Source organism: Deltaproteobacteria bacterium, from assembly GCA_035063765.1.
Taxonomy (GTDB): domain Bacteria; phylum Myxococcota_A; class UBA9160; order UBA9160; family PR03; genus CAADGG01.
Genome location: JAPSFT010000004.1, coordinates 250159 through 268470, shown reverse-complemented (window position 1 = coordinate 268470; position 18312 = coordinate 250159). Strand labels below are relative to the sequence as shown.

General features: G+C 74.5%; 14 protein-coding genes. 4 read left to right on the top strand and 10 right to left on the bottom strand.

Annotated features, from left to right (window positions below; genetic code table 11):
- The first annotated feature begins 38 nt into the window (after window positions 1-38).
- Together OZ948_03805 and OZ948_03800 are read left to right on the top strand one after the other, a co-directional pair.
- Window positions 39-692, top strand: coding sequence for a TetR/AcrR family transcriptional regulator (locus tag OZ948_03805; protein ID MEB2343847.1), 654 nt, complete (start codon window positions 39-41; stop codon window positions 690-692).
- Window positions 689-1681 carry a diiron oxygenase gene (locus tag OZ948_03800; GenBank protein ID MEB2343846.1) on the top strand — a complete coding sequence of 331 codons (993 nt, stop codon included), beginning with the start codon at window positions 689-691 and terminating at the stop codon, window positions 1679-1681. The genes OZ948_03805 and OZ948_03800 overlap by 4 nt, the downstream gene beginning before the upstream one ends.
- A 92-nt stretch (window positions 1682-1773) precedes the next feature.
- Here the strand turns inward: OZ948_03800 and OZ948_03795 are convergent, their stop codons facing one another.
- The 8 genes from OZ948_03795 to ispD form a co-directional block, all read right to left on the bottom strand.
- On the bottom strand, window positions 1774-5010 hold the full coding sequence (locus OZ948_03795; GenBank protein MEB2343845.1) for a DNA internalization-related competence protein ComEC/Rec2: 3237 nt from the start codon (window positions 5008-5010) through the stop codon (window positions 1774-1776).
- Window positions 5011-5114: 104 nt separating this feature from the next.
- A complete protein-coding gene (locus tag OZ948_03790) occupies window positions 5115-5471 on the bottom strand; it encodes a hypothetical protein (GenBank protein MEB2343844.1) in 357 nt (118 codons plus the stop codon).
- A 255-nt stretch (window positions 5472-5726) separates the two neighbouring features.
- Window positions 5727-6596 carry a TIGR02281 family clan AA aspartic protease gene (locus OZ948_03785; GenBank protein ID MEB2343843.1) on the bottom strand — a complete coding sequence of 290 codons (870 nt, stop codon included), beginning with the start codon at window positions 6594-6596 and terminating at the stop codon, window positions 5727-5729.
- A gap of 71 nt (window positions 6597-6667) precedes the next feature.
- The gene (uvrC, locus tag OZ948_03780; GenBank protein MEB2343842.1) at window positions 6668-8596 is read right to left on the bottom strand and encodes an excinuclease ABC subunit UvrC; all 1929 of its coding nucleotides are present in this window, start codon (window positions 8594-8596) and stop codon (window positions 6668-6670) included.
- Between the two features lie 39 nt (window positions 8597-8635).
- Window positions 8636-10720, bottom strand: coding sequence for an excinuclease ABC subunit UvrB (gene uvrB / locus OZ948_03775; GenBank protein MEB2343841.1), 2085 nt, complete (start codon window positions 10718-10720; stop codon window positions 8636-8638).
- On the bottom strand, window positions 10702-12108 hold the full coding sequence (gene cysS, locus OZ948_03770; GenBank protein ID MEB2343840.1) for a cysteine--tRNA ligase: 1407 nt from the start codon (window positions 12106-12108) through the stop codon (window positions 10702-10704). The genes uvrB and cysS overlap by 19 nt, the downstream gene beginning before the upstream one ends.
- A complete protein-coding gene (ispF, locus tag OZ948_03765; GenBank protein MEB2343839.1) occupies window positions 12105-12596 on the bottom strand; it encodes a 2-C-methyl-D-erythritol 2,4-cyclodiphosphate synthase in 492 nt (163 codons plus the stop codon). Before ispF ends, cysS begins: the two co-directional genes overlap by 4 nt.
- On the bottom strand, window positions 12593-13270 hold the full coding sequence (ispD, locus tag OZ948_03760) for a 2-C-methyl-D-erythritol 4-phosphate cytidylyltransferase (protein MEB2343838.1): 678 nt from the start codon (window positions 13268-13270) through the stop codon (window positions 12593-12595). The genes ispF and ispD overlap by 4 nt, the downstream gene beginning before the upstream one ends.
- A 76-nt stretch (window positions 13271-13346) precedes the next feature.
- Here ispD and OZ948_03755 point away from each other — a divergent pair, with 76 nt between their 5' ends.
- Together OZ948_03755 and OZ948_03750 are read left to right on the top strand one after the other, a co-directional pair.
- The gene (locus OZ948_03755; protein MEB2343837.1) at window positions 13347-15011 is read left to right on the top strand and encodes a TolC family protein; all 1665 of its coding nucleotides are present in this window, start codon (window positions 13347-13349) and stop codon (window positions 15009-15011) included.
- A 309-nt stretch (window positions 15012-15320) separates the two neighbouring features.
- A complete protein-coding gene (locus tag OZ948_03750; GenBank protein ID MEB2343836.1) occupies window positions 15321-15710 on the top strand; it encodes a polymer-forming cytoskeletal protein in 390 nt (129 codons plus the stop codon).
- 11 nt (window positions 15711-15721) lie between these two features.
- On the opposite strand, the gene secF is transcribed toward OZ948_03750, so the two are convergent.
- Window positions 15722-16699 carry a protein translocase subunit SecF gene (secF, locus tag OZ948_03745; protein MEB2343835.1) on the bottom strand — a complete coding sequence of 326 codons (978 nt, stop codon included), beginning with the start codon at window positions 16697-16699 and terminating at the stop codon, window positions 15722-15724.
- Window positions 16700-16710: 11 nt separating this feature from the next.
- The gene (gene secD, locus OZ948_03740; GenBank protein MEB2343834.1) at window positions 16711-18312 is read right to left on the bottom strand and encodes a protein translocase subunit SecD; all 1602 of its coding nucleotides are present in this window, start codon (window positions 18310-18312) and stop codon (window positions 16711-16713) included.

The following is an 18312-nucleotide window of genomic DNA, read 5'->3' as shown; positions in this document are numbered from 1 at the left end:
GGATGCTACCGTACCGATCGTTACATACGGAGTGACGGATGCCCTCGAAACGCCAGACACGGCGCGGGCTGCAAGGCGAGGAGACCCGCGAGCGGATCCTGGCGGCGACCGCCGCGCTGATCGCGGAACGCGGCTACGCGGCAACCAGCATCGAGGCGCTCTGCGAGCGCGCCGGGGTGGTCCGCACCGCCATCTACTGGCACTTCGGCTCGAAGGACGGGCTCCTCGTGCCGGTCGTGGAGCGCGCGGCGTCGGCCTGGATCGAGGAGATCCAGAAGTCGGTCTACCTCGAAGGCGATCCGCTGGCGCGCCTCGAGCGCTTCCTCGCGAGCCTGCGCGCGCTCGTGCTCGAGCGCTCGCCGCTGCTGCGGCTCCTGCTCGCGGTCGCGCTCGAGCGTGCCGCCATCGACCCGGAGGCTCGCGCCGCCCTCCGCTCCCTCACCGATCGCGCGCGCAGCGCGATCGTCCAGGGCGTGCAGGACTCGACCGGCGCCCGGCTTGCCGACGCCGAGCTGATCGCGCGCACCGTGCTCGCCTACCTGCACCTCGCCGTCAGCGACCAGCTCGTCGCACCCGAGCGCCTCGAGCGCGTCTTCGCCGACCTCCGTAGCGCGATCCTGCTCGTGATCGGCGCGCGCCTCCACGAGTGGCTCGCCTCGCAACCCCCTGCGCCCACGGGAGACCACCGATGAGCCTGTCCCTGCCTTCCTCCTCCGACCTGCCCGACGACGAGCGCACCCCGCTGCTCGGCGAGCCGCACGAGCGCGACGCTGCGTACCGCAAGCTCCTCGCGCACCTCTCGGCACAATCCGTCGCGAAGCACTACGACGCCTACGCCGACCTGCCCTGGGACGATCCCGCCTGCGCGATCGACCCCGCCGACCCGCGCTTCGAGCTGCAGCGCGAGGACCCGCTCGGCGCCACCGACTGGTACCAGGCGCTACCGCATGCGACGCGCGCGCGCTTCGGGCTCGAGCTGCTCGCGAGCTTTGCGCGGACCGGCCAGCAGTTCGAGAACGCGCTCCAGCGCGGTCTGCTCACGTTCGCCTTCCGCCTGCCGAGCGGAGCGCCCGAGTTCCGCTACGTGATGCACGAGGTGATCGAGGAAGGCCACCACTCGCTGATGTTCCAGGAGTTCGTGAACCGCACCGGCCTCGACGTTCCCGGCCTTCCGCCGCTGATGCGCTTCGGCGCGTCCCAGGTCGTCCGCTTCGCGCGCACCTTCCCCGAGCTGTTCTTCCTGTTCGTGCTCGGTGGCGAGGATCCCATCGACCACGTCCAGCGCGAGCACATGCGCACCGGCCAGTACGACCATCCACTGGTCCGCCGCATCTCGCAGGTGCACATCACCGAGGAAGCGCGCCACCTCTCCTTCGCGCGTGCCTACCTGCGCCGTCACGTGCCGGAGCTCTCGCGCTTCGCGATGCTGCGCCTGCGCGTGCGCACGCCGCTCCTGCTCGGCCAGATGGCGAAGCTGATGATGCAGCCGCCCGGTGCGATGGTGCGCCGCTACGCGATCCCCGGCTCCGTGCTGCGCGAGGCCTACGCGAGCCCGGCGGCGAAGGCGCTGCGCGCGGCGGCGCTGCGCAAGCCGCGGGCGCTGTGCATCGAGCTCGGGATCGCGGTCCCGCCCTTCGATCGCCTCTGGCGGCGCATGGGGATCTGGTCCGCGCCGTCCTGAGCCCCGCGTGAACACCGATCCCGCTCGCATCCCGGCCGGGTGCCGCCCGCGCCGGCGCCGAGCTGCTGCGCGGCCGTCGGGCGAGGGGCCCGCTACGCTGCGCCGCCTCCGGCGGAGGCGGCGTGACGCTCGGCGAGGCGGCGATCCTGATCGGCGGCGGCGCGGTCGCTGGAGTGCTGAACACGCTGGCCGGCGGCGGCTCGCTCCTGAGCGTCCCGCTGCTGGTGCTGGTCGGGCTGCCGGGAACGGTCGCGAACGGCACCAACCGGATCGGCGTCTTCCTCCAGAACCTGACCGCTGCCTGGCGCTTCCGGGCGCACGGCGTATCGGGCCTCGAGGGCGCCGCGAGGATCGTGGTGCCGGTCTGCCTGGGCTCCCTGCTCGGCGCGCTCGCGATCGCTCGCGTCGACGACGCCGTCTTCGAGCGCCTCTTCGGTGTCGTGATGCTCCTCGACCTGATCCCGATGCTGCGCCGTCCCCGGCGCGACCCGACCCGCCCCCCGCGCCCCTGGCCGCGCTGGCTCTCGTTCCTCGCCTTCGCCGGGATCGGCGCCTACGGCGGCGCGATCCAGGCCGGTGTCGGCCTGCTCATGGTGGGTGCGCTCAGCCACGCCGGCCACGACCTGGTGCGTGCCAACAGCATCAAGGTGTCGGTCAACGTGGCGCTCACCGCCTTCGCGATCCCGGTCTTCGTCGCGGCCGGCCAGGTCGCCTGGGGGCCCGCCTTCGTCCTCGCGATCGGCTTCGTGGCCGGTGGCTGGCTCGGCGCACGCCTTGCGGTGGGCGGCGGCGAGCGGCTGATCCGGCCGGTCATGATCGGCGCGATCGTGCTCCTCGCGGGACGGATGCTGGGCCTCTACTGACGCGCGGCGGCGGCCGGTCCTCCCAGCGCCTCCACGGCCCGCGCCGCGGGAGGCGGCCGGCGGGGCTGGATCCACGACGGGACCGCGGTTCCCATCGCGACGCGCCGGGCGGCGCCAGCCGCGCGCCCGCAGCTCCGGCCCGAGCCCGATCAGGACCGCGCCGTCCCGCCCCGTCCACCAGAGCGTGTAGCCCGCTTCGCGTGCGCGGGCGGCGACCTCCGCGTGGGGCATGCCGAAGCGCCCCGCGCGCGGCGCCGACACCACCGCGGAGACGCCCCCGACCGCTGCGAGCCACGGCGCGCTGGAGGCGGTGCGGCTGCCGTGGTGGCCGAGCTTCAGGACGTCGGCGTGCAGCCGCGCGCCCGCCGCGAGCAGGTGGCGCTCGGCCCGGGCGCCGAGGTCGCCGGGCAGGAGCACGGCGCGGCCGGCTGCCTCGACGCGCAGCGCGAGCGAGCGGTCGTTGCGCGAGAGCGCGGGCCCCTCGCGCGGCGGCCAGAGCGCCTCGACCCGCAGGTCGCCGATCCGGAGGAGGGCACTCCCGGCGCCTTGCTCCGTCACCGCCGCTCCGGCGGCCCGCGCCTCCGCCAGGAGCTCCGCGAACGCGGGATCGTCGAGCCCGCCGTACGGCAGCCAGACGCGCGCGACCGGCAGCGCGCGCAGCACCGCCGGAAGCCCGCCCCGGTGATCGAGGTCGCCGTGGCTCGCCGCGAGCAGGTCGAGCCGCTCGACCCCGAGCGCGCGCAGCGCCGGGACCACGACCGTGGCGCCGAGATCCACCCCTCCATCCGGGAGCGCCAGGCCGCCGTCCACCAGCAGCGCGCCCGCCCGGCCCTGGACGAGCACCGCGTCGCCCTGCCCCACGTCGAGGACGACCACCCGCGGCGGCGCGGGGGCGATCGCGGGGGGAGGAGCCAGGCGGAGCAGGACGCCGGTGGCGAGCGCTGCCGCGAGCCGCAGCCAGGGGGTTCGCGCCCGCAGCGCCACCGCGGCAAGGGCCGCTGCGGCGGCGAGCGCAGGCCCCGCGACGGGTGCGGCCGTCGCGAGCGGCGCGTGCGTGGCGACACGCTCGAGGGTCGCCATCGTGAGCGCCGCGAGGGCCGCGGCCGCTCGGCACAGCCACCCGGTCGCCGCGGCGTCGGGCGCGAGTCCGGCCGCGAGCGAGGCGAGCAGCGACGCCGGCACGAGCAGCACGCCCGTCCACGGGATCGCGACGGCGTTGGCGGCCAGCGCCCAGCCGGGTGCTGCGACCCCGAGCGTGTTCGCGGCGATCGGCGCGGTCGCGGCGCCGGCGGCCGCCGTGGCGGAGAGGGCGCCCGCCAGACCGCGCCGCGCCCGCGCGAGCCGCGTCGGCGCGATCGAGGCCTCCCCCGGCGTCCGCAGCGCCCACACCAGGGCGGCGCTCGCGGCGAACGAGAGGCGGGCGCCGAGGTCGAAGAGCGCCCCCGGCTCGAAGGCGAGCACGAGGAGCGCCGCCGCGACGAGCGGCGCCCCACGCGGGGTCGGCCGGCGCGCGCCGATCGAGAGGCCGAGCCCGAGGAGCAGCGCGAGCGAGCGGCGCACCGGAACCTCGAAGCCGGCCAGGAGCGCATAGCCCGTGGCGGCGGCGCAGGCCGCCGCGAGGGCGAGCGGGCGCGGGTCGCTGCGCGCGCGACGCGAACCCGAACGGGCGAGCAGGAAGGCGAACAGGCGGAACGCTCCGGCCCCGGCGAGCGCGAGGTGGAGCCCCGAGACCGAGAGCAGGTGCGAGAGCCCGAGCCGCCGGAAGGCCTCGCGCCCGGGGCCGGCGAGCCCGGCGCGCTCGCCCACCCCGAGCGCCGCCACGAGCGCCCCGCCCTCCCCCTCGCGCGCGAGCCGGCGCGCCGCGCGCGCCCGCAGCCGGTAGAGCGGCGCGAGCGGGCGCCAGCGCTCCGCATCCGGGCGCCGCACCACCAGGTCGGGATGCGCGAGGGCGGCGACGGCCCCGATCCCCCGGCGCGCAGCCTCGCGCTCGCGGTCCGGACCGCCCGGATTCGCGCGCCCTTCGAGCGGCCGGATCCGCACGCGCGCGCGCAGGCGCGCGCCCGGGACGACGTCGCCGAGGAGCACGGCCTCCGCGCCCGAGCCGCGCAGCAGGAGCCGCGACGGCGCGCGCGCGTCCGGCGGTGCCACCCCGCGCACCTGCTCGAGCTCGAGCTGGAGACCGCCCGGAAGCGCGCGCCGCGCCGCGACCGTGCCCTCGATCGTCGCTTCGAGCGGCGCGGCCGGTGCCGTGGCCGCCGCCTCGAGCCGGCTGGCGAGCCCGAACCCACCCGCTGCGGCGAGCGCGACGCAGGCCGCAGCCAACCGCCGCCGGGGCGACCGTGCGAGCAGCGCAAGCCCCGCGGCGAGCAACGCCAGGCGCGCCGCCACCGGTGCCGGCAGCCAGCCCGCGTCCGCGGCCGTGATGCCGAGACACTGCGCGCCGAGCAGCGCGAGGAGCCGTCGCATGGGGCATCCGCGCGGGACCGGCGGGGCGGGCCGCAACCGTAGCAGCGCGCGCGGGCCGTGCCTCGCTCGCCGCGCGGCGGCCCCGGGCGCGGGCGTCTCGCGAGCTAGTGGATCCGGCGGCTCGGCGGCTCCGTCACCTGGACGCGGCTCTGCTGCACCTCGCGCGAGAGCATCCGCAGCGCCTCCTCGAGCCGGCAGAGCTCCTCGCCGAACGCGCCGAGCAGCCGCTGCACCTCGACGAGGTCGCGCAGGCTGTGGCGCAGCGCGTCCTGCTGCCCGCGTTGGACCCCGTGCGTGAGCGCGGCGCCGGCCAGCGCGGCCGCGTAGGCCTCTCCCGAGAGCCCGCGGATCATCGGCGCGAGCCGGCGCGCAAGCTCCTCACAGGCGGGCTCGCCGACCCCGAGCTGCACCAGCTCGGCGCGCACCCGCGCCACCCCGACACCGTCGTCCCGATCCGTCATGGCGCTCCCGTGCTTCCGGGAGCCTGCCGCCGTGGCGCTCCCGTGCCTTCGGGAGGGTCAGCCGCAAGAACGGTGCCGATCCCTCCCGGGGTGGCAGCCGGCGCTCCCACCTCGGCACCGCTGCGCGGGATTCGGGCGCGGGCGGGAGCCGGATCGTCCCGGCCGACGCGCGCCTCGAGGGTTGCCGTCCTCCCAGTTCGGGAAGGCGTCTCCACCCGCCAGGCCTCGGCACCGCCCCCGCGGCGCCTGCCGGGCTCAGCGCCGCCAGCCGTGGGGGACGTTCGCCTGATCGGCCTCGGCGTCGAGCGCCTCGAGCTGGCTCTCGAGCACGCGCTCCTCCTCGTCGAGCCGGTCGAGCCGGCGGCCATGCGAGGGGGTGGTGCGCGCACGCGCGGCCTCGAGCCCGGCGAGGCGCATCCGCAGCGTCTCGAACTCGCCGCGCCACTGCGCCTCGCTGCGGCCACCCACGATCGCGCCGCTCTCGGCGAGGTCGTTCTCGACCAGCGTCACGACCCCGGCCGCCGCGTCGACCTGGTAGGTGAAGCGGTTGAAGAAGGAGAGGCCGAGGAGTCCGACCTCGATGCGGTCGCTGATCGCGGCGGCCACCTGCTCCGCGCGCGCACTGCCGAGCTCGACGCTGTCGAGCGTCACCACGGGCTGCTCGACGATGCCGTTGGCGGTCGTGAAGGGCAGCGTGCGCGTGCCGGGCCCGACCTCGATGCCCGCCTCCTTCGCGACGCGCGCGGGCACCAGCACGTAGCTGGCGCCGGTGTCGAGCAGGAAGGGAGCGACGGTCTGCCCGTTGATCCGCACCGGCACCACCATCGCGCTGCCCGCACGCTCCACCGGAATCCGGTGCGTGCGCCCGGGGCGCGCGGCGAGCGCGCCTCCGGTGGGCGCGCGGGCGGCGGGCGGGGACTCGTAGGTCTGGACCCGGTTCGGCGCCGGCGCGGCGGCGGCCTCGAGCGCGGCGCCGCGCTGTGCGGCGGGCACCCGGCTCAGGTCCTCGGTGAAGTGGACCCGGCCCTCGGCGTCCGTCCAGCGGTAGATCTCGGCGAGCGCGGGTCCGCCGAGCGGGGCGGCGGCCAGGAGGCCCAGGCACGCGCGGAGGAGGAGGCGCTGCATCGCCGCCGGAATCGGCGCGACGCGCCGCCGCCTTGACCCGCTTCCGTCCGCGCGCCGGGGGCGGCGCGGGGCTACCCGGCGGCCAGCCGCTCCAGATCCGCGAAGAAGGCGCGGATCCGCTGCGCATCGCCGGCGCCGACCCCGGGCACGGCCGCGAGCTGCTCCGGCGAGGCTTCGCGCACCGCCCGCAGCGAGCCGAGCGTGCGCAGGAGCGCGCGCCGCTTGCCGGGGCCGATGCCGGGGATCTCCTGGAGGATCGAGGCCAGGTTCGCGCGCTGGCGCAGGCTGCGCTGGAACTCGATCGCGAAGCGGTGTGCCTCGTCGCGCACGCGCTGCAGGAGGAGCAGGCCCTGCGAGGCCGGCGGCAGGAGCACCGCGTCCTTGCGGCCGGGCAGGTGCAGGCGCTCCGCCTTGAGCCCGCCGCTGCGCTTCACGCGCAGCGCGCGCGCGCTGCCCGGCTCGCCGCCCGCGGCGCTCGCCGGCCCCTCCTCGTCGCGCTCCTTCGAGATCCCGACGACGTCGCAGGCGAGGCCCTGGTCGCGCAGCGCCGCCGCGACCACCGCCACCTGCCCGCGCCCGCCGTCCACGAGGAGGAGGTCGGGGAGCGGCTCGCGCTCGTGCCTCGCGAGCCGGCGCGCCAGCACCTCGCGCAGGCAGGCGAGATCGTCGCCGGCCGCGGCCTCGCGGATCCGGTAGCGCCGCCAGCCGGCCTTGTCGGGGCGGCCGTCCTCGAAGACCACGCGGCTCGCGACGGCGAGCGTGCCGGCGAGGGTCGAGACGTCGTAGCACTCGACCCGGCGCGGGAGGCGGGCGAGGCCGAGCCGCTCCTGGAGCTCCGCCGCGGCCGCCCGGACGCTCGCACGCGCCTCGAGGCGCTGCGCGAGCCGCAGCGTCGCGTTCGCGGCGGCCATCGCGACGAGCTCCGCGCCCGCACCCCGCTGCGGGACGCGCAGCGCCACGCGCCGGCCGGCGCGCTCGGCGAGCAGCTCGGCGAGCGCGCCGGCACCCTCGGGCGCGAGCCCCACCAGCACCTCGCGCGGGGGCACCCGGTCGGGGGTGCCGTAGTACTGGCCGAGGAAGGAGCCGAGCGCCTCGGCGTCGTCGAGCTCGACCCCCGAGAACGACCACGCGTCGTGGCTCGCCACCCGCCCGCCGCGCACCGCGAACCCGTGCAGCTCGAGCTCGCCGCCCTGCCGCGCGAGCGCGAAGACGTCCCGGTCCTTGCCGCGCTCCGACACGATCTGCTGTCGTGCCAGGGTCTTCTCGACCGCGGCGATGCGGTCGCGCAGCCGCCCTGCCTCCTCGAAGCGTTCGGCGGTCGCCGCGGCGGCCATGCGCGTCTGGAGCTCCTTCAGGAGCTGGCCCGAGCGGCCGCGCAGGAAGAGCGCGGTGCCCGCGACCAGCTCCGCGTAGGCCGCCTCCTCCACCCGGCCCACGCAGGGGGCCAGGCAGCGCTTCATCTCGAACTCGATGCAGGGGCGCCCGCGGCGCGCGTAGTCGCGGAAGACCGCGTCGCTGCACGAGCGCAGCGGGAAGATCCGGCGCAGGTTCGAGAGCGCCTCGCGCAGGGCCTGGCTCGAGGTGTAGGGACCGAAGTAGGAGGCGCCGTCCGTGCGGAAGCGGCGCACCGGCGTGAGCCGCGGCCAGCGCTCGCGGGGGTCGAGACGCAGGCCGAGGTACTGCTTGTCGTCGCGCAGGCGGACGTTGAAGGGTGGCCGGTGGCGCTTGATCAGCTCGTTCTCGAGCAGGAGCGCGTCCTTCGCCGACGGGGTCAGCACCACTTCGACGTCCGCGGCCTGCTCGACCATCGCGGGCATCCGCAGGCGTCCGTCACCGCCCGCCCGCAGGTACGAGCGCGCACGCGCCCGCAGGTTCTGCGCCTTGCCGACGTAGAGGACCCGCCCGCGCGCGTTCTTCCAGAGGTACACGCCCGGCCCGGCCGGGAGGGCCGCGACGCGCTCGGCGAGGGCGGCGGAGGGACTCGGGCTGGCTTCGCTCATCGGGCTCGCGTGCTCGCCGGCAGGGTAGCGGGCCGTCCCTCAGCCCCGCGCGATGCGCTCGTCCTCGAGCGCGCGGATCCGGTCGCGCAGCTCGGCGGCGCGCTCGAAGTCGAGCTCCTTGGCGGCCGCCTGCATCTCGCGGCGGAGCCCCGCCAGGAGCTGCGGCAGCTCGTGCGCCGGCAGCTCCGCCGCGGGCCGCTCGCGCACGGTCGGCACCGTCACGTAGTCCTGCTCCCAGATCGACTCGCGCAGGCTCGAGATGCGCTTCTTCACGCTCTGGGGCGTGATCCCGTGGGCGGCGTTGTAGCGCTCCTGGGTGGCGCGGCGGCGCTCGGTCTCCTCGACCGTGCGCCGGATCGAGTCGGTCTGCTGGTCGGCGTAGAGGATGACGGTGCCGTTCACGTTGCGCGCCGCGCGCCCGATCGTCTGGATCAGCGAGCGCGCCGAGCGCAGGAAGCCCTCCTTGTCGGCGTCGAGCACCGCCACCAGCGACACCTCGGGGATGTCGAGGCCCTCGCGCAGCAGGTTGATCCCGACCAGCACGTCGAAGGCGCCCTCGCGCAGCTCGCGGATGATCTCCATGCGCTCGATGGTCTGGATGTCGCTGTGGAGGTAGCGGACCCGGACGCCGGCCTCGCCGTAGTAGTCGGTGAGCTCCTCGGCCATGCGCTTGGTGAGAGTCGTCACGAGCACCCGTTCGCCCGCGGCGACGCGCGCCTGGATCTCGCCGAGCAGGTCGTCGACCTGGCCCGCCGCCGGGCGCAGCTCGACCCGGGGGTCGACGAGGCCGGTCGGGCGGATGATCTGCTCGACCACCACGCCGCGCGCCTGCTCGAGCTCCCAGTCGCCCGGCGTGGCCGAGACGTAGAGCGCCTGGCCGATCCGCTCGTACCACTCGTCGAAGCGCAGCGGGCGGTTGTCGAGCGCGGAGGGCAGCCGGAAGCCGAACTCGACCAGCGTCTCCTTGCGCGCCCGGTCGCCGCGGGACATGCCGCCCACCTGGGGCACGCTGATGTGGCTCTCGTCGAGGACCAGCAGGAAGTCGTCCGGGAAGTAGTCGAAGAGCGTGTAGGGGCGCTGGCCGGCGCTGCGCCCGTCGAGCCAGCGCGAGTAGTTCTCGACCCCGGTGCAGAAGCCCATCGACTCGAGCAGCTCGAGGTCGTAGAGGGTGCGCTGCTCGAGGCGCTGGGCCTCGAGCAGCTTGCCCGCCGCGCGCAGCTCGCCGAGCCGCTCGCGCAGCTCGCCGCGGATCCCTTCGGTCGCGCGGGCCAGGATCGCCTCGGTCGCGACGTAGTGGCTGGCCGGGTAGATGAGGGCCCGGCTCGGCCGCGCCACGACCCGGCCGCGCAGGGGGTCGATCTCCGCGATCGACTCCACCTCGTTGCCGAAGAACTCGATCCGGATCGCGCGCTCGTCCTCGTACTGGGGGAAGACCTCCACCACGTCGCCGCGCACCCGGAAGGTGCCGCGATGGAAGTCGATGTCGTTGCGCTCGTAGAGCATGTCGACGAGCCGCCGCAGGAGGTCGTCCCGGTCGAGGCGCGCGCCGCGCTCCACGTAGGCGTGCATGGAGCCGTAGGTCTCGGGCGCGCCCAGGCCGTAGATGCAGGAGACGCTCGCCACCACCAGCACGTCGCGCCGGGTGAGCAGTGAGTGGGTGGCCGCGTGGCGCAGCTTGTCGATCTCGTCGTTGATCGACGAGTCCTTCTCGATGTACGTGTCGGTCGAGGGGATGTAGGCCTCGGGCTGGTAGTAGTCGTAGTAGGAGACGAAGTACTCGACGGCGTTGTGCGGGAAGAGCCCCTTGAGCTCGGCGTAGAGCTGCGCGGCCAGGGTCTTGTTGGGCGCCATCACGAGCGTCGGGCGCTGCACCTGCTCGACGACGCAGGCCACCGTGAAGGACTTGCCGCTGCCGGTGACCCCGAGCAGCACCTGGTGGCGGTCGCCGCGCCGGATGCCTTCGACGAGCGCGGCGATCGCGGCCGGCTGGTCACCCTGCGGCGTGAACTCGGAAACCAGCCGGAAGCGCCCGCCGGCGTCGATCGCTGCCGCCGGCGCGCTGGCCGTCCGGCGCGGCGGGCGCGGCCGCTTGCCGCCGGCGGGGGTCACGGCGCGCGGCGCCATCGCGCCCCCTCCCGCGTGTCCTCGAGCTCGATCCCCTCGGCGCGCAGGAGGTCGCGGATCCGATCCGCCTCGGCGAAGTCCCGGCGCGCGCGTGCGGCCTCGCGTTCGGCCACCAGCGCGTCGATGCGCGGGTCCTGCTCCTGGCGCGCCGCGCGCGGCGTCTCGCTCGCGAGGCCGAGCCCGAGCACCTCGTCGAACTCGAGGAGCAGCGCGCGCTTCGCCGCCGCCGCGAGCGGGCTGCGCGCCACCGACCAGACCGCCTCGAGCGCCTTCGGCGCGTTCAGGTCGGCGCGGATCGCGGCGCGGAAGCGCGCGCGGGGCTCGGCGAGGGCGGCCGGCTCGGGGGCCGCGCGCTCCTCGCGCACCTCGGCCGCGGCGCCGAGCAGGCGCTGGTAGCCGGTCGCCGCCGCCTCGACCTCGGCAAAGGAGAACTGCTGCTGCTGCCGGTAGTGGGCCTGGAGGAAGAAGTAGCGGTAGGCGAGCGGCGCGATGCCGCGCGCGACCAGGTCGTCGAGCACCAGCGCGTGTCCCTTCGACTTCGAGACCTTCTCCTGGCCGAGGTTCAGGAACTCGTTGTGCATCCAGATCTTCACCCAGGGGTGGACGTCGTAGGCGCACTCGCTCTGGGCGATCTCGTTGCTGTGGTGGACCGGCACATGGTCGATCCCGCCGGTGTGGATGTCGAAGGGAATCCCGAGGTAGCGGATGCTCATCGCCGAGCACTCGAGGTGCCAGCCGGGGAAGCCGCGGCCCCAGGGCGAGTCCCACTCCTGCTGCCGGCGCACGCCCGGGGCGGCGAACTTCCAGAGCGCGAAGTCGGCGGGGTGGCGCTTGCCGGGGACGTCGCCGATCCGGGCGCCCGCCTCCTGGCCGGCCAGGTCGAGGCGCGCAAACTCGGCGTAGCGCGGGAACTTCGCGGTGTCGAAGTAGAGCCCGTCCTCGATCCGGTAGGTGAAGCCGCGCTCCTCGAGGCGCCGGGCCAGGGCGATCTGCTCCGCGATGTGCTCGCTGGCCTTGCAGTACACCTCCGCCTCGAGGCAGCGGAGCCGGCGGCGGTCCCGCAGCCACTGCTCGGTGTACTCCGCCGCGATCTCGGCGGCGCTGCGCCCCGCGCGCGCCGCGGCGCGCTCCATCTTGTCCTCACCGGCGTCGGCGTCGTCGCTCAGGTGGCCGACGTCGGTGATGTTGATCACGTGGGTGACGCGCAGGCCCTCGGCCAGGAGCGCGCGCTTGAGCAGGTCCGCGAAGAGCACCGAGCGCAGGTTCCCGAGGTGCTGGGGGGCGTAGACGGTCGGGCCGCAGGTGTAGACGCGGGCGTGGCCGGGCTCGATCGGCTCGAAGCGCTGCTCGAGGCGGGTGCGGGTGTCGAAGAGGACCAGCCCGCTCATCGCGCGCGGTCGCTGCCCTCGAGCAGCACCACCGCCTGGGCCGCGATCCCCTCGCCGCGGCCGATCGCGCCGAGCGCGTCGGTGCTGGTGATCTTCACGTTGACGCGTTCGCCCGGGACGTCGAGCTGCTTCGCGAGGGCCTCGGTGATCGCCTTGCGATGCGGGCCGAGGCGGGGCTCCTGGGCGATCACGGTCGTGTCGAGGTTGCCGACCGTGAAGCCACGCTCGCGGACCCGCGCCACGACCCGCGCGAGCAGGTCGCTGCTCGGGACGTCGCGCAGGCGCTCGTCTTCGGAGGGGAACCAGAGGCCGAGGTCGCCCTCGCCGAGGGCCCCGAGCAGGGCGCTCGCGACCGCGTGCAGGAGCACGTCCCCGTCCGAGTGGCCTTCGAGGCCACGCTCGTGGGGGACCTCGACCCCGCCCAGCCAGAGCGGCCGGCCCTCGGCCAGCCGGTGTGCGTCGAAGCCCTGCCCTACCCGGATCGTCATCGCTGCCTCCAGATTGCCTCGGCCAGCGCCACGTCCTCCGGCCAGGTGATCTTCAGGTTGCCCGGGTCGCCCTCGACGATCTCGACCGGCGCGCCGAGCCGCTCGACGAGCTGCGCGTCGTCGGTGGCGACGAAGCCCTCCGCCTCGGCCTTCGCGAGCGCCTCGCGCAGGAGGGCCGCGCGGAAGACCTGGGGTGTCTGGGCGGCCCAGCAGTCGGCGCGCGGGAGCGTCTCCGTGACGCGCCCCGCCCGCGCCCGCTTGAGGGTGTCGCGCACCGGGACGGCGAGCAGCGCCGCTCCCGTGCGCGCCGCCGCGGCGATCACCCGGCCCACGTCCTCCGGCCGCACGAGCGGGCGCGCCGCGTCGTGGACCGCGACCAGGTCCACGCCGTCGGGGAGCGCCGCGAGCCCGGCGCGCATCGAGTCCTGCCGCTCGGCGCCGCCCGCCACCGGCGGGGCGAGCCGGCCGTCGCCTGCGAGCCCGAGCGCGGCGAACCGGGCCAGGTCCGCCGCCGGCAGGACCGGGACGATCCGCTCCACCTCGGGGCGGGCCGCCAGCGCTTCGATGGCGCGCACCACCAGGGGCCGGCCCGCGAGCGGGAGGAAGGCCTTCGGAACGGAGGCGCCGAGCCGTTCGCCGCGACCCGCGGCCAGCACCAGAGCCGCGACGCGCATGGCGGCGCAAGGTAGCGGATTGCTTGAAGGCGCGGGCGGCCGGGCTACCGTGCGGTGCGCGCGGGGGAGGGATTCCATGCGACGAGCGATCGCGACCTGGCGGGTCGCCTGCCAGGTCGCGGCGGCCTGGGTCGCTGCGGGGGGACTCGCCGTCCTCGGCGGGAGCGCCACCGCCCAGGGGCCGCCCGCCCCGCCGGCGAGCCCGCCGGCCGCCGCCGCAGGCGCCCTTCCCACGGTCGTGAACGGCGAGCTGCACGTCGGTCTCAACCAGTCCGTGCGGCTCGCGATCCGCAACAACCTCGACGTCGAGCTCGTGACGATCGGCCCGCTGATCGCGCAGAAGGAGCTCGGGGCGGCGTGGGGCGCCTACGATCCACAGATCTTCGGCGAGGGCGGGTACGCCGACATCGAGACGCCGACGGCGTCCGAGCTGCTCACCGCCGGCGTCCTGAAGCAGGCCACCTGGGACGGCGAAGCAGGCCTCCAGGGCCTGGTCCCGTGGCTCGGCGGAGCCTACTCGGTCTCCTACGGTGGATCCGAGCTCAAGACGAACTCCTCGATCGAGACGCTCTCCCCCAACTTCGGCGCCGACTTCCTCGCCACCCTGCGCGTCCCCCTGCTGCGCGGTCTGTTCTGGAGCGAGCCGTGGACGGCGGTGCGACTCGCCCGGATCGGCGTCGACGCCTCGATCGAGCAGTTCCGCACCGACCTGATGAACATCGTCCGCGCGACCGAGGACGCGTACTGGACCCTGATCGCGGCCCGCGAAGGGCGGCGGGTGGCGCAGAAGAGCCTCGAGACCGCCCAGGCCCTGCTCGAGCAGACCGAGGCGCAGTACGAGGTCGGTGTCGTCTCGAAGGTCGAGGTGGTCCAGGCGGAAGCGGGCGTCGCCGATCGCGAGTTCAACCTGATCACCCTCGACGCGGCCGAGCGCTCGGCTCGCGACGCCTTCATCGACGTCGTGCTCGGGCCCTACCTCGCGCCCGACAGCGAGATCACCGTCGATCTCGCGGACCCGCCCGAGGAGGTCCCGGTTCGCGAGGTGGATCCCGAGGCCGCGACGGAGCGAGCCTTCGCCAACCGGCCGGAGGTCGCGCTCGCCCGCAAGGTCATCGAGCAGCGCGAAGTCCAGATGAAGTTCGCGAGCAACCAGCGTCTGCCCCAGCTCGACGTCGAGAGCAGCTACGGCAATACCGGTCTGGCCGGCAGCCTGAACGAAGACTGCGGGCTGATCGGGCCCTGTAGCGTACGGCCCGGGATCCCGTCCCGGTGGCGCAGCGCCGACAACGACTTCTTCGGCGAGGACGCCGCCGAGAGCTTCACCGTGCGCGGGATCGTCACGATCCCGATCGGCAACGTGCGGGCCCGCAACGACTACGACCAGGCGAAGCTCGAGCTGCGCCGCGCGCGGCTCCAGCTCGAGCGCCTCGAGCAGTCGATCGTGAGCGACATCCGGCGTGCGGCGCGCAACCTGCGCGCGGCTCTCGAAGGCATCGAGGCCGCCGAGCGCGGCGTCGCCGCGGCCGAGGAGCAGCTCCGGGCCGAGCGGGTGCGGCTCGAGTACGGCGAGTCGACCCCCTTCGACGTGCTCCAGCGCGAGGAGGACCTGGTGACCGCCGAGAACCAGCGGATCCTCGCGCAGCGCGTGTACCACAACGCCATCACCGAGCTCGAGCGCGCACAGGGCACGATCCTCGAGCGCAATGCCATCGTCATCGATGACCACGGAGCGCTGCGCTAGCATGCGCGCGCTCTAGAGGGGGGCGGAGCCGCCGTGGGTCTCTTCGACCGGGGCAAGGACCGAGGGAAGGACACCCCGCTGGCCGACCCGCCGCGGAGCGGGCCGCCGGGCGGCGGGCCTGCGAAGGGCGGGCCGCCGAGAGAGGGGGCACCGGCGGGGGAGCCGGCCGCGGCGCCCCGGACGCCGCCTCCCCCCGCGCGCGCGTCCGCCCCCTCGCCGCCCGTGGCCGAGGGGAGCCGGCCCGCAGCCGGTCCGCAGCCGCAACCGCAGACGAAGCCGTCGTACGCGACTCCGGTCGCAGGGGGAACCATGGCGAACATCGGCAAGTCGATCTCCCTCAAGGGTGATCTCAGCGGAAACGAGGATCTGACCATCGAGGGCCACGTCGAGGGACGGGTCGATCTGCCCAACAACCTGCTGACGATCGGCGCCAACGGCAGCGTGAGCGCCGAGGTGCACGCGAAGACCGTGGTGGTGGTGGGCAAGGTGACCGGCAACGTGAGCGCCACCGAGCGCATCGAGATCCAGGCCACCGGGCTCGTGAACGGCGACGTGAGCGCCCCGCGCCTGGTGGTGGCCGAAGGCGCCGTCGTGAACGGCTCGATCGAGATGGGCGTGAAGAAGGGCGCGGCCCCGACCGCGGTCCCCTCGCCCGGCGCCTCGGTCGCCCCGATCGGCGAGAAGAAGGCGCTGCCCTAGCGAGCCCGCCGCTAGTTCGCCCGCGCCGCCTTTGCGCGCTTCCCGCCGCCCGGCTTCGCCTTGCCGGCCTTCGGGTCGCGTTGGCTGCGCCAGCGCTCCATCAGCAGCATCACCGGCGACGCGATGTACACCGTCGAGTAGCAGCCTACGATGATCCCGATCCCCATCGTCGCGGTGAAGGGGAAGACCACCGGGCCGGCGAAGGCCAGCAGGGCGATCACCGAGAGCATCGTCAGCAACGAGGTCAGGATCGTCCGCGAGAGCGTCAGGTTCACCGCGCGATTCGTGACCTCGACGATGTCGTGGGTGGTGTGGGTCGAGATCATCTCGCGGATGCGGTCGAAGATCACGATCGTGTCGTTGATGCTGTAGCCGATGATCGCGAGCAGCGCGGCCAGGACCTGCAGGTCGAAGGTCTGGCCGAGGAGCTGCCAGATCGACGCCGTCACGAGCACGTCGTGGATCAGCGCCACCACGCCGCCCGGCGCGAACTGCAGGTTGAAGCGCAGGCCCACGTAGAGCAGGATCAGGACCCCCGAGATCAGCATCGCCTGGGTGCCGTCGCGGCGCAGCTCCGCGCCCACCTTGGGGCCCACGAACTCGACGCGCTCCACCTCGACCGGGCCCACCTGTTCGGCGAGCGCGGCCTGGATGCGGTCGGCGATCTGCCCCTGCTTCTCCTCCTCCTCGGCCTTGCTCGCGAAGTTGATCGTGAAGGCCTCGCGGCCACCCTCGGTGACCCGCACCACGGTGGGCTCGGCGACGCCGACCGACTCCACCGCGTCGCGCACGGCTCCCGTGTCCTCGACCTTCTGCTCGAAGCGCACCTGCATCTCGGTGCCGCCCGCGAAGTCGATGCCCCAGCGCACGCCCTGGATCAGCGCCGAGGCGAGGCCGGCCAGGATGATCAGCACCGACACGGTGACGGCGAGCCGGGCCTTGCCGAGGAAGTCGATCTTCGTGTCCGGCGGGATGATCTGGGTGGGCACGTTCGGTTTCCTCAGATCGACAGGGCCTGCACGGGCCGGTTGCCGGGATAGAGCTCGAAGAGCAGGCGCGGGATCACGATCGACGTGAACACGCTGGTCAGGATGCCGATCGAGAGCGAGACCGCGAAGCCCTTGATCGGCCCGGTGCCGTACTGGTAGAGCACCAGCGCCACGAGCAGCGTCGTGATCTGCGCGTCGAGGATCGTCCAGAGCGCCTTGTTGAAGCCGGTGCGGATCGCCGCGCGGGGCGACTTGCCGACCGCCAGCTCCTCGCGGATGCGCTCGTAGATGATGACGTTGGCGTCGATCGCCATGCCGAGGGTCAGCACGAGCCCCGCGATGCCCGGCATCGTGAGCGTGGCGCGCGCCATCGACATGATCCCGATCAGCATGATCAGGTTCGCGAGCAGCGCGATCGTCGCGTAGACGCCCGCCAGCTTGTAGTACCAGCACGCGAAGGCCGCGACCAGCACCATGCCCATGATCGAGGCGTTGACGCCGCGCCGGATCGACTCGGCGCCGAGCGCCGGGCCGACCGTGCGCTCCTCCTCGATCTGGACCGGGATCGGCAGCGAGCCGGCGCGCAGGATCACCGCGAGGTCGGCCGCGTCCTGCGACGAGAAGCGGCCGTGGATGAAGCCGCGGCCACCACCGATCCGGGTCTGGAGGGAGGGCGCGCTGTAGACCTGCCCGTCGAGCAGGATCGCGAGCTGCTTGCCCACGTTGTCGCCGGTGAGCTTCGCGAAGCGGCGGGCGCCCTCGGAGTTGAAGGCGAAGTTCACGATCCAGCCGTAGCGGTTGTCGAGGCTCGAGCGGGCGTCGGTCAGGAAGTCGCCCGTCAGGTCCGGCGCCTTGGGGACCAGGTAGGCGGCCAGGATGCGCCGGTCCTCGGGCTTCTGCCCGGGCAGCCCGCGCTCGCGCTCGAAGACGATCTCGGTGTCGGGCGGGAGCCCGTCCGGGTGCTTCTTGCGCAGCAACTCCTCGTTCTCCGCGCGGTCGAGGACCAGCTTGAACTCGAGGAAGCCGGTCTGGCGCAGCAGGCCCCGGGCCTGCTCGCGGTCGAGCTGGCCGCCGGGGATCTGGATCAGCACCCGGTCGGAGCCCTGGCGCGTCACCACCGACTCCTGGACGCCCTGGATCGGATCGTCGACGCGGCGGCGCAGCACCTCGAGCACCTGCTGGATCCCGCGCTCGCGGACTTCGGCCTGCCACTGCGGCGTGAGCTCGAAGCGGAGCGCCTGCCCCTCGGCCCCGACCTCGTGCAGGACGCGGGTCTCGGAGGCGGCGGCGCGGATCGCCTCCAGGTCCTCGGGCTTCGCCGCCTCGATCACGAGCTGCTGCCCGTCGACCGCGATCCGGGCCGGCTCGACCTTCTTCTCCTCGAGCTCCTCGCGGATCCCCCCGCGCATCACGTCGAGCTCGTGCTCGATCGCGACGTCGAGGTCCGGTCCGAGCACCCAGTGGATGCCGCCCTGGAGGTCGAGTCCGAGGCGCATCACGTCGTCGGGCAGGAAGGGCGTCGCCTTGCGCGTCTCGGCCGATACGAAGTTCGCCACCGTGTACCAGCCGCACAGCAGGAGCGCCGCAACGACCCCGATCACCCGCCAGCGCAT

Bases quoted from the DNA above. Each gene is read 5' to 3' on its own strand.
- OZ948_03805 (MEB2343847.1), top strand. From the start codon at position 39: ATGCCCTCGAAACGCCAGACACGGCGCGGGCTGCAAGGCGAGGAGACC.
- OZ948_03755 (MEB2343837.1), top strand. From the start codon at position 13,347: ATGCGACGAGCGATCGCGACCTGGCGGGTCGCCTGCCAGGTCGCGGCG.
- uvrB (MEB2343841.1), bottom strand. From the start codon at position 10,720: ATGGCGCCGCGCGCCGTGACCCCCGCCGGCGGCAAGCGGCCGCGCCCG.
- cysS (MEB2343840.1), bottom strand. From the start codon at position 12,108: ATGAGCGGGCTGGTCCTCTTCGACACCCGCACCCGCCTCGAGCAGCGC.
- secD (MEB2343834.1), bottom strand. From the start codon at position 18,312: ATGCGCTGGCGGGTGATCGGGGTCGTTGCGGCGCTCCTGCTGTGCGGC.
- uvrC (MEB2343842.1), bottom strand. From the start codon at position 8,596: ATGAGCGAAGCCAGCCCGAGTCCCTCCGCCGCCCTCGCCGAGCGCGTC.
- ispF (MEB2343839.1), bottom strand. From the start codon at position 12,596: ATGACGATCCGGGTAGGGCAGGGCTTCGACGCACACCGGCTGGCCGAG.
- OZ948_03790 (MEB2343844.1), bottom strand. From the start codon at position 5,471: ATGACGGATCGGGACGACGGTGTCGGGGTGGCGCGGGTGCGCGCCGAG.
- OZ948_03795 (MEB2343845.1), bottom strand. From the start codon at position 5,010: ATGCGACGGCTCCTCGCGCTGCTCGGCGCGCAGTGTCTCGGCATCACG.
- OZ948_03785 (MEB2343843.1), bottom strand. From the start codon at position 6,596: ATGCAGCGCCTCCTCCTCCGCGCGTGCCTGGGCCTCCTGGCCGCCGCC.
- OZ948_03800 (MEB2343846.1), top strand. From the start codon at position 689: ATGAGCCTGTCCCTGCCTTCCTCCTCCGACCTGCCCGACGACGAGCGC.
- ispD (MEB2343838.1), bottom strand. From the start codon at position 13,270: ATGCGCGTCGCGGCTCTGGTGCTGGCCGCGGGTCGCGGCGAACGGCTC.
- OZ948_03750 (MEB2343836.1), top strand. From the start codon at position 15,321: ATGGCGAACATCGGCAAGTCGATCTCCCTCAAGGGTGATCTCAGCGGA.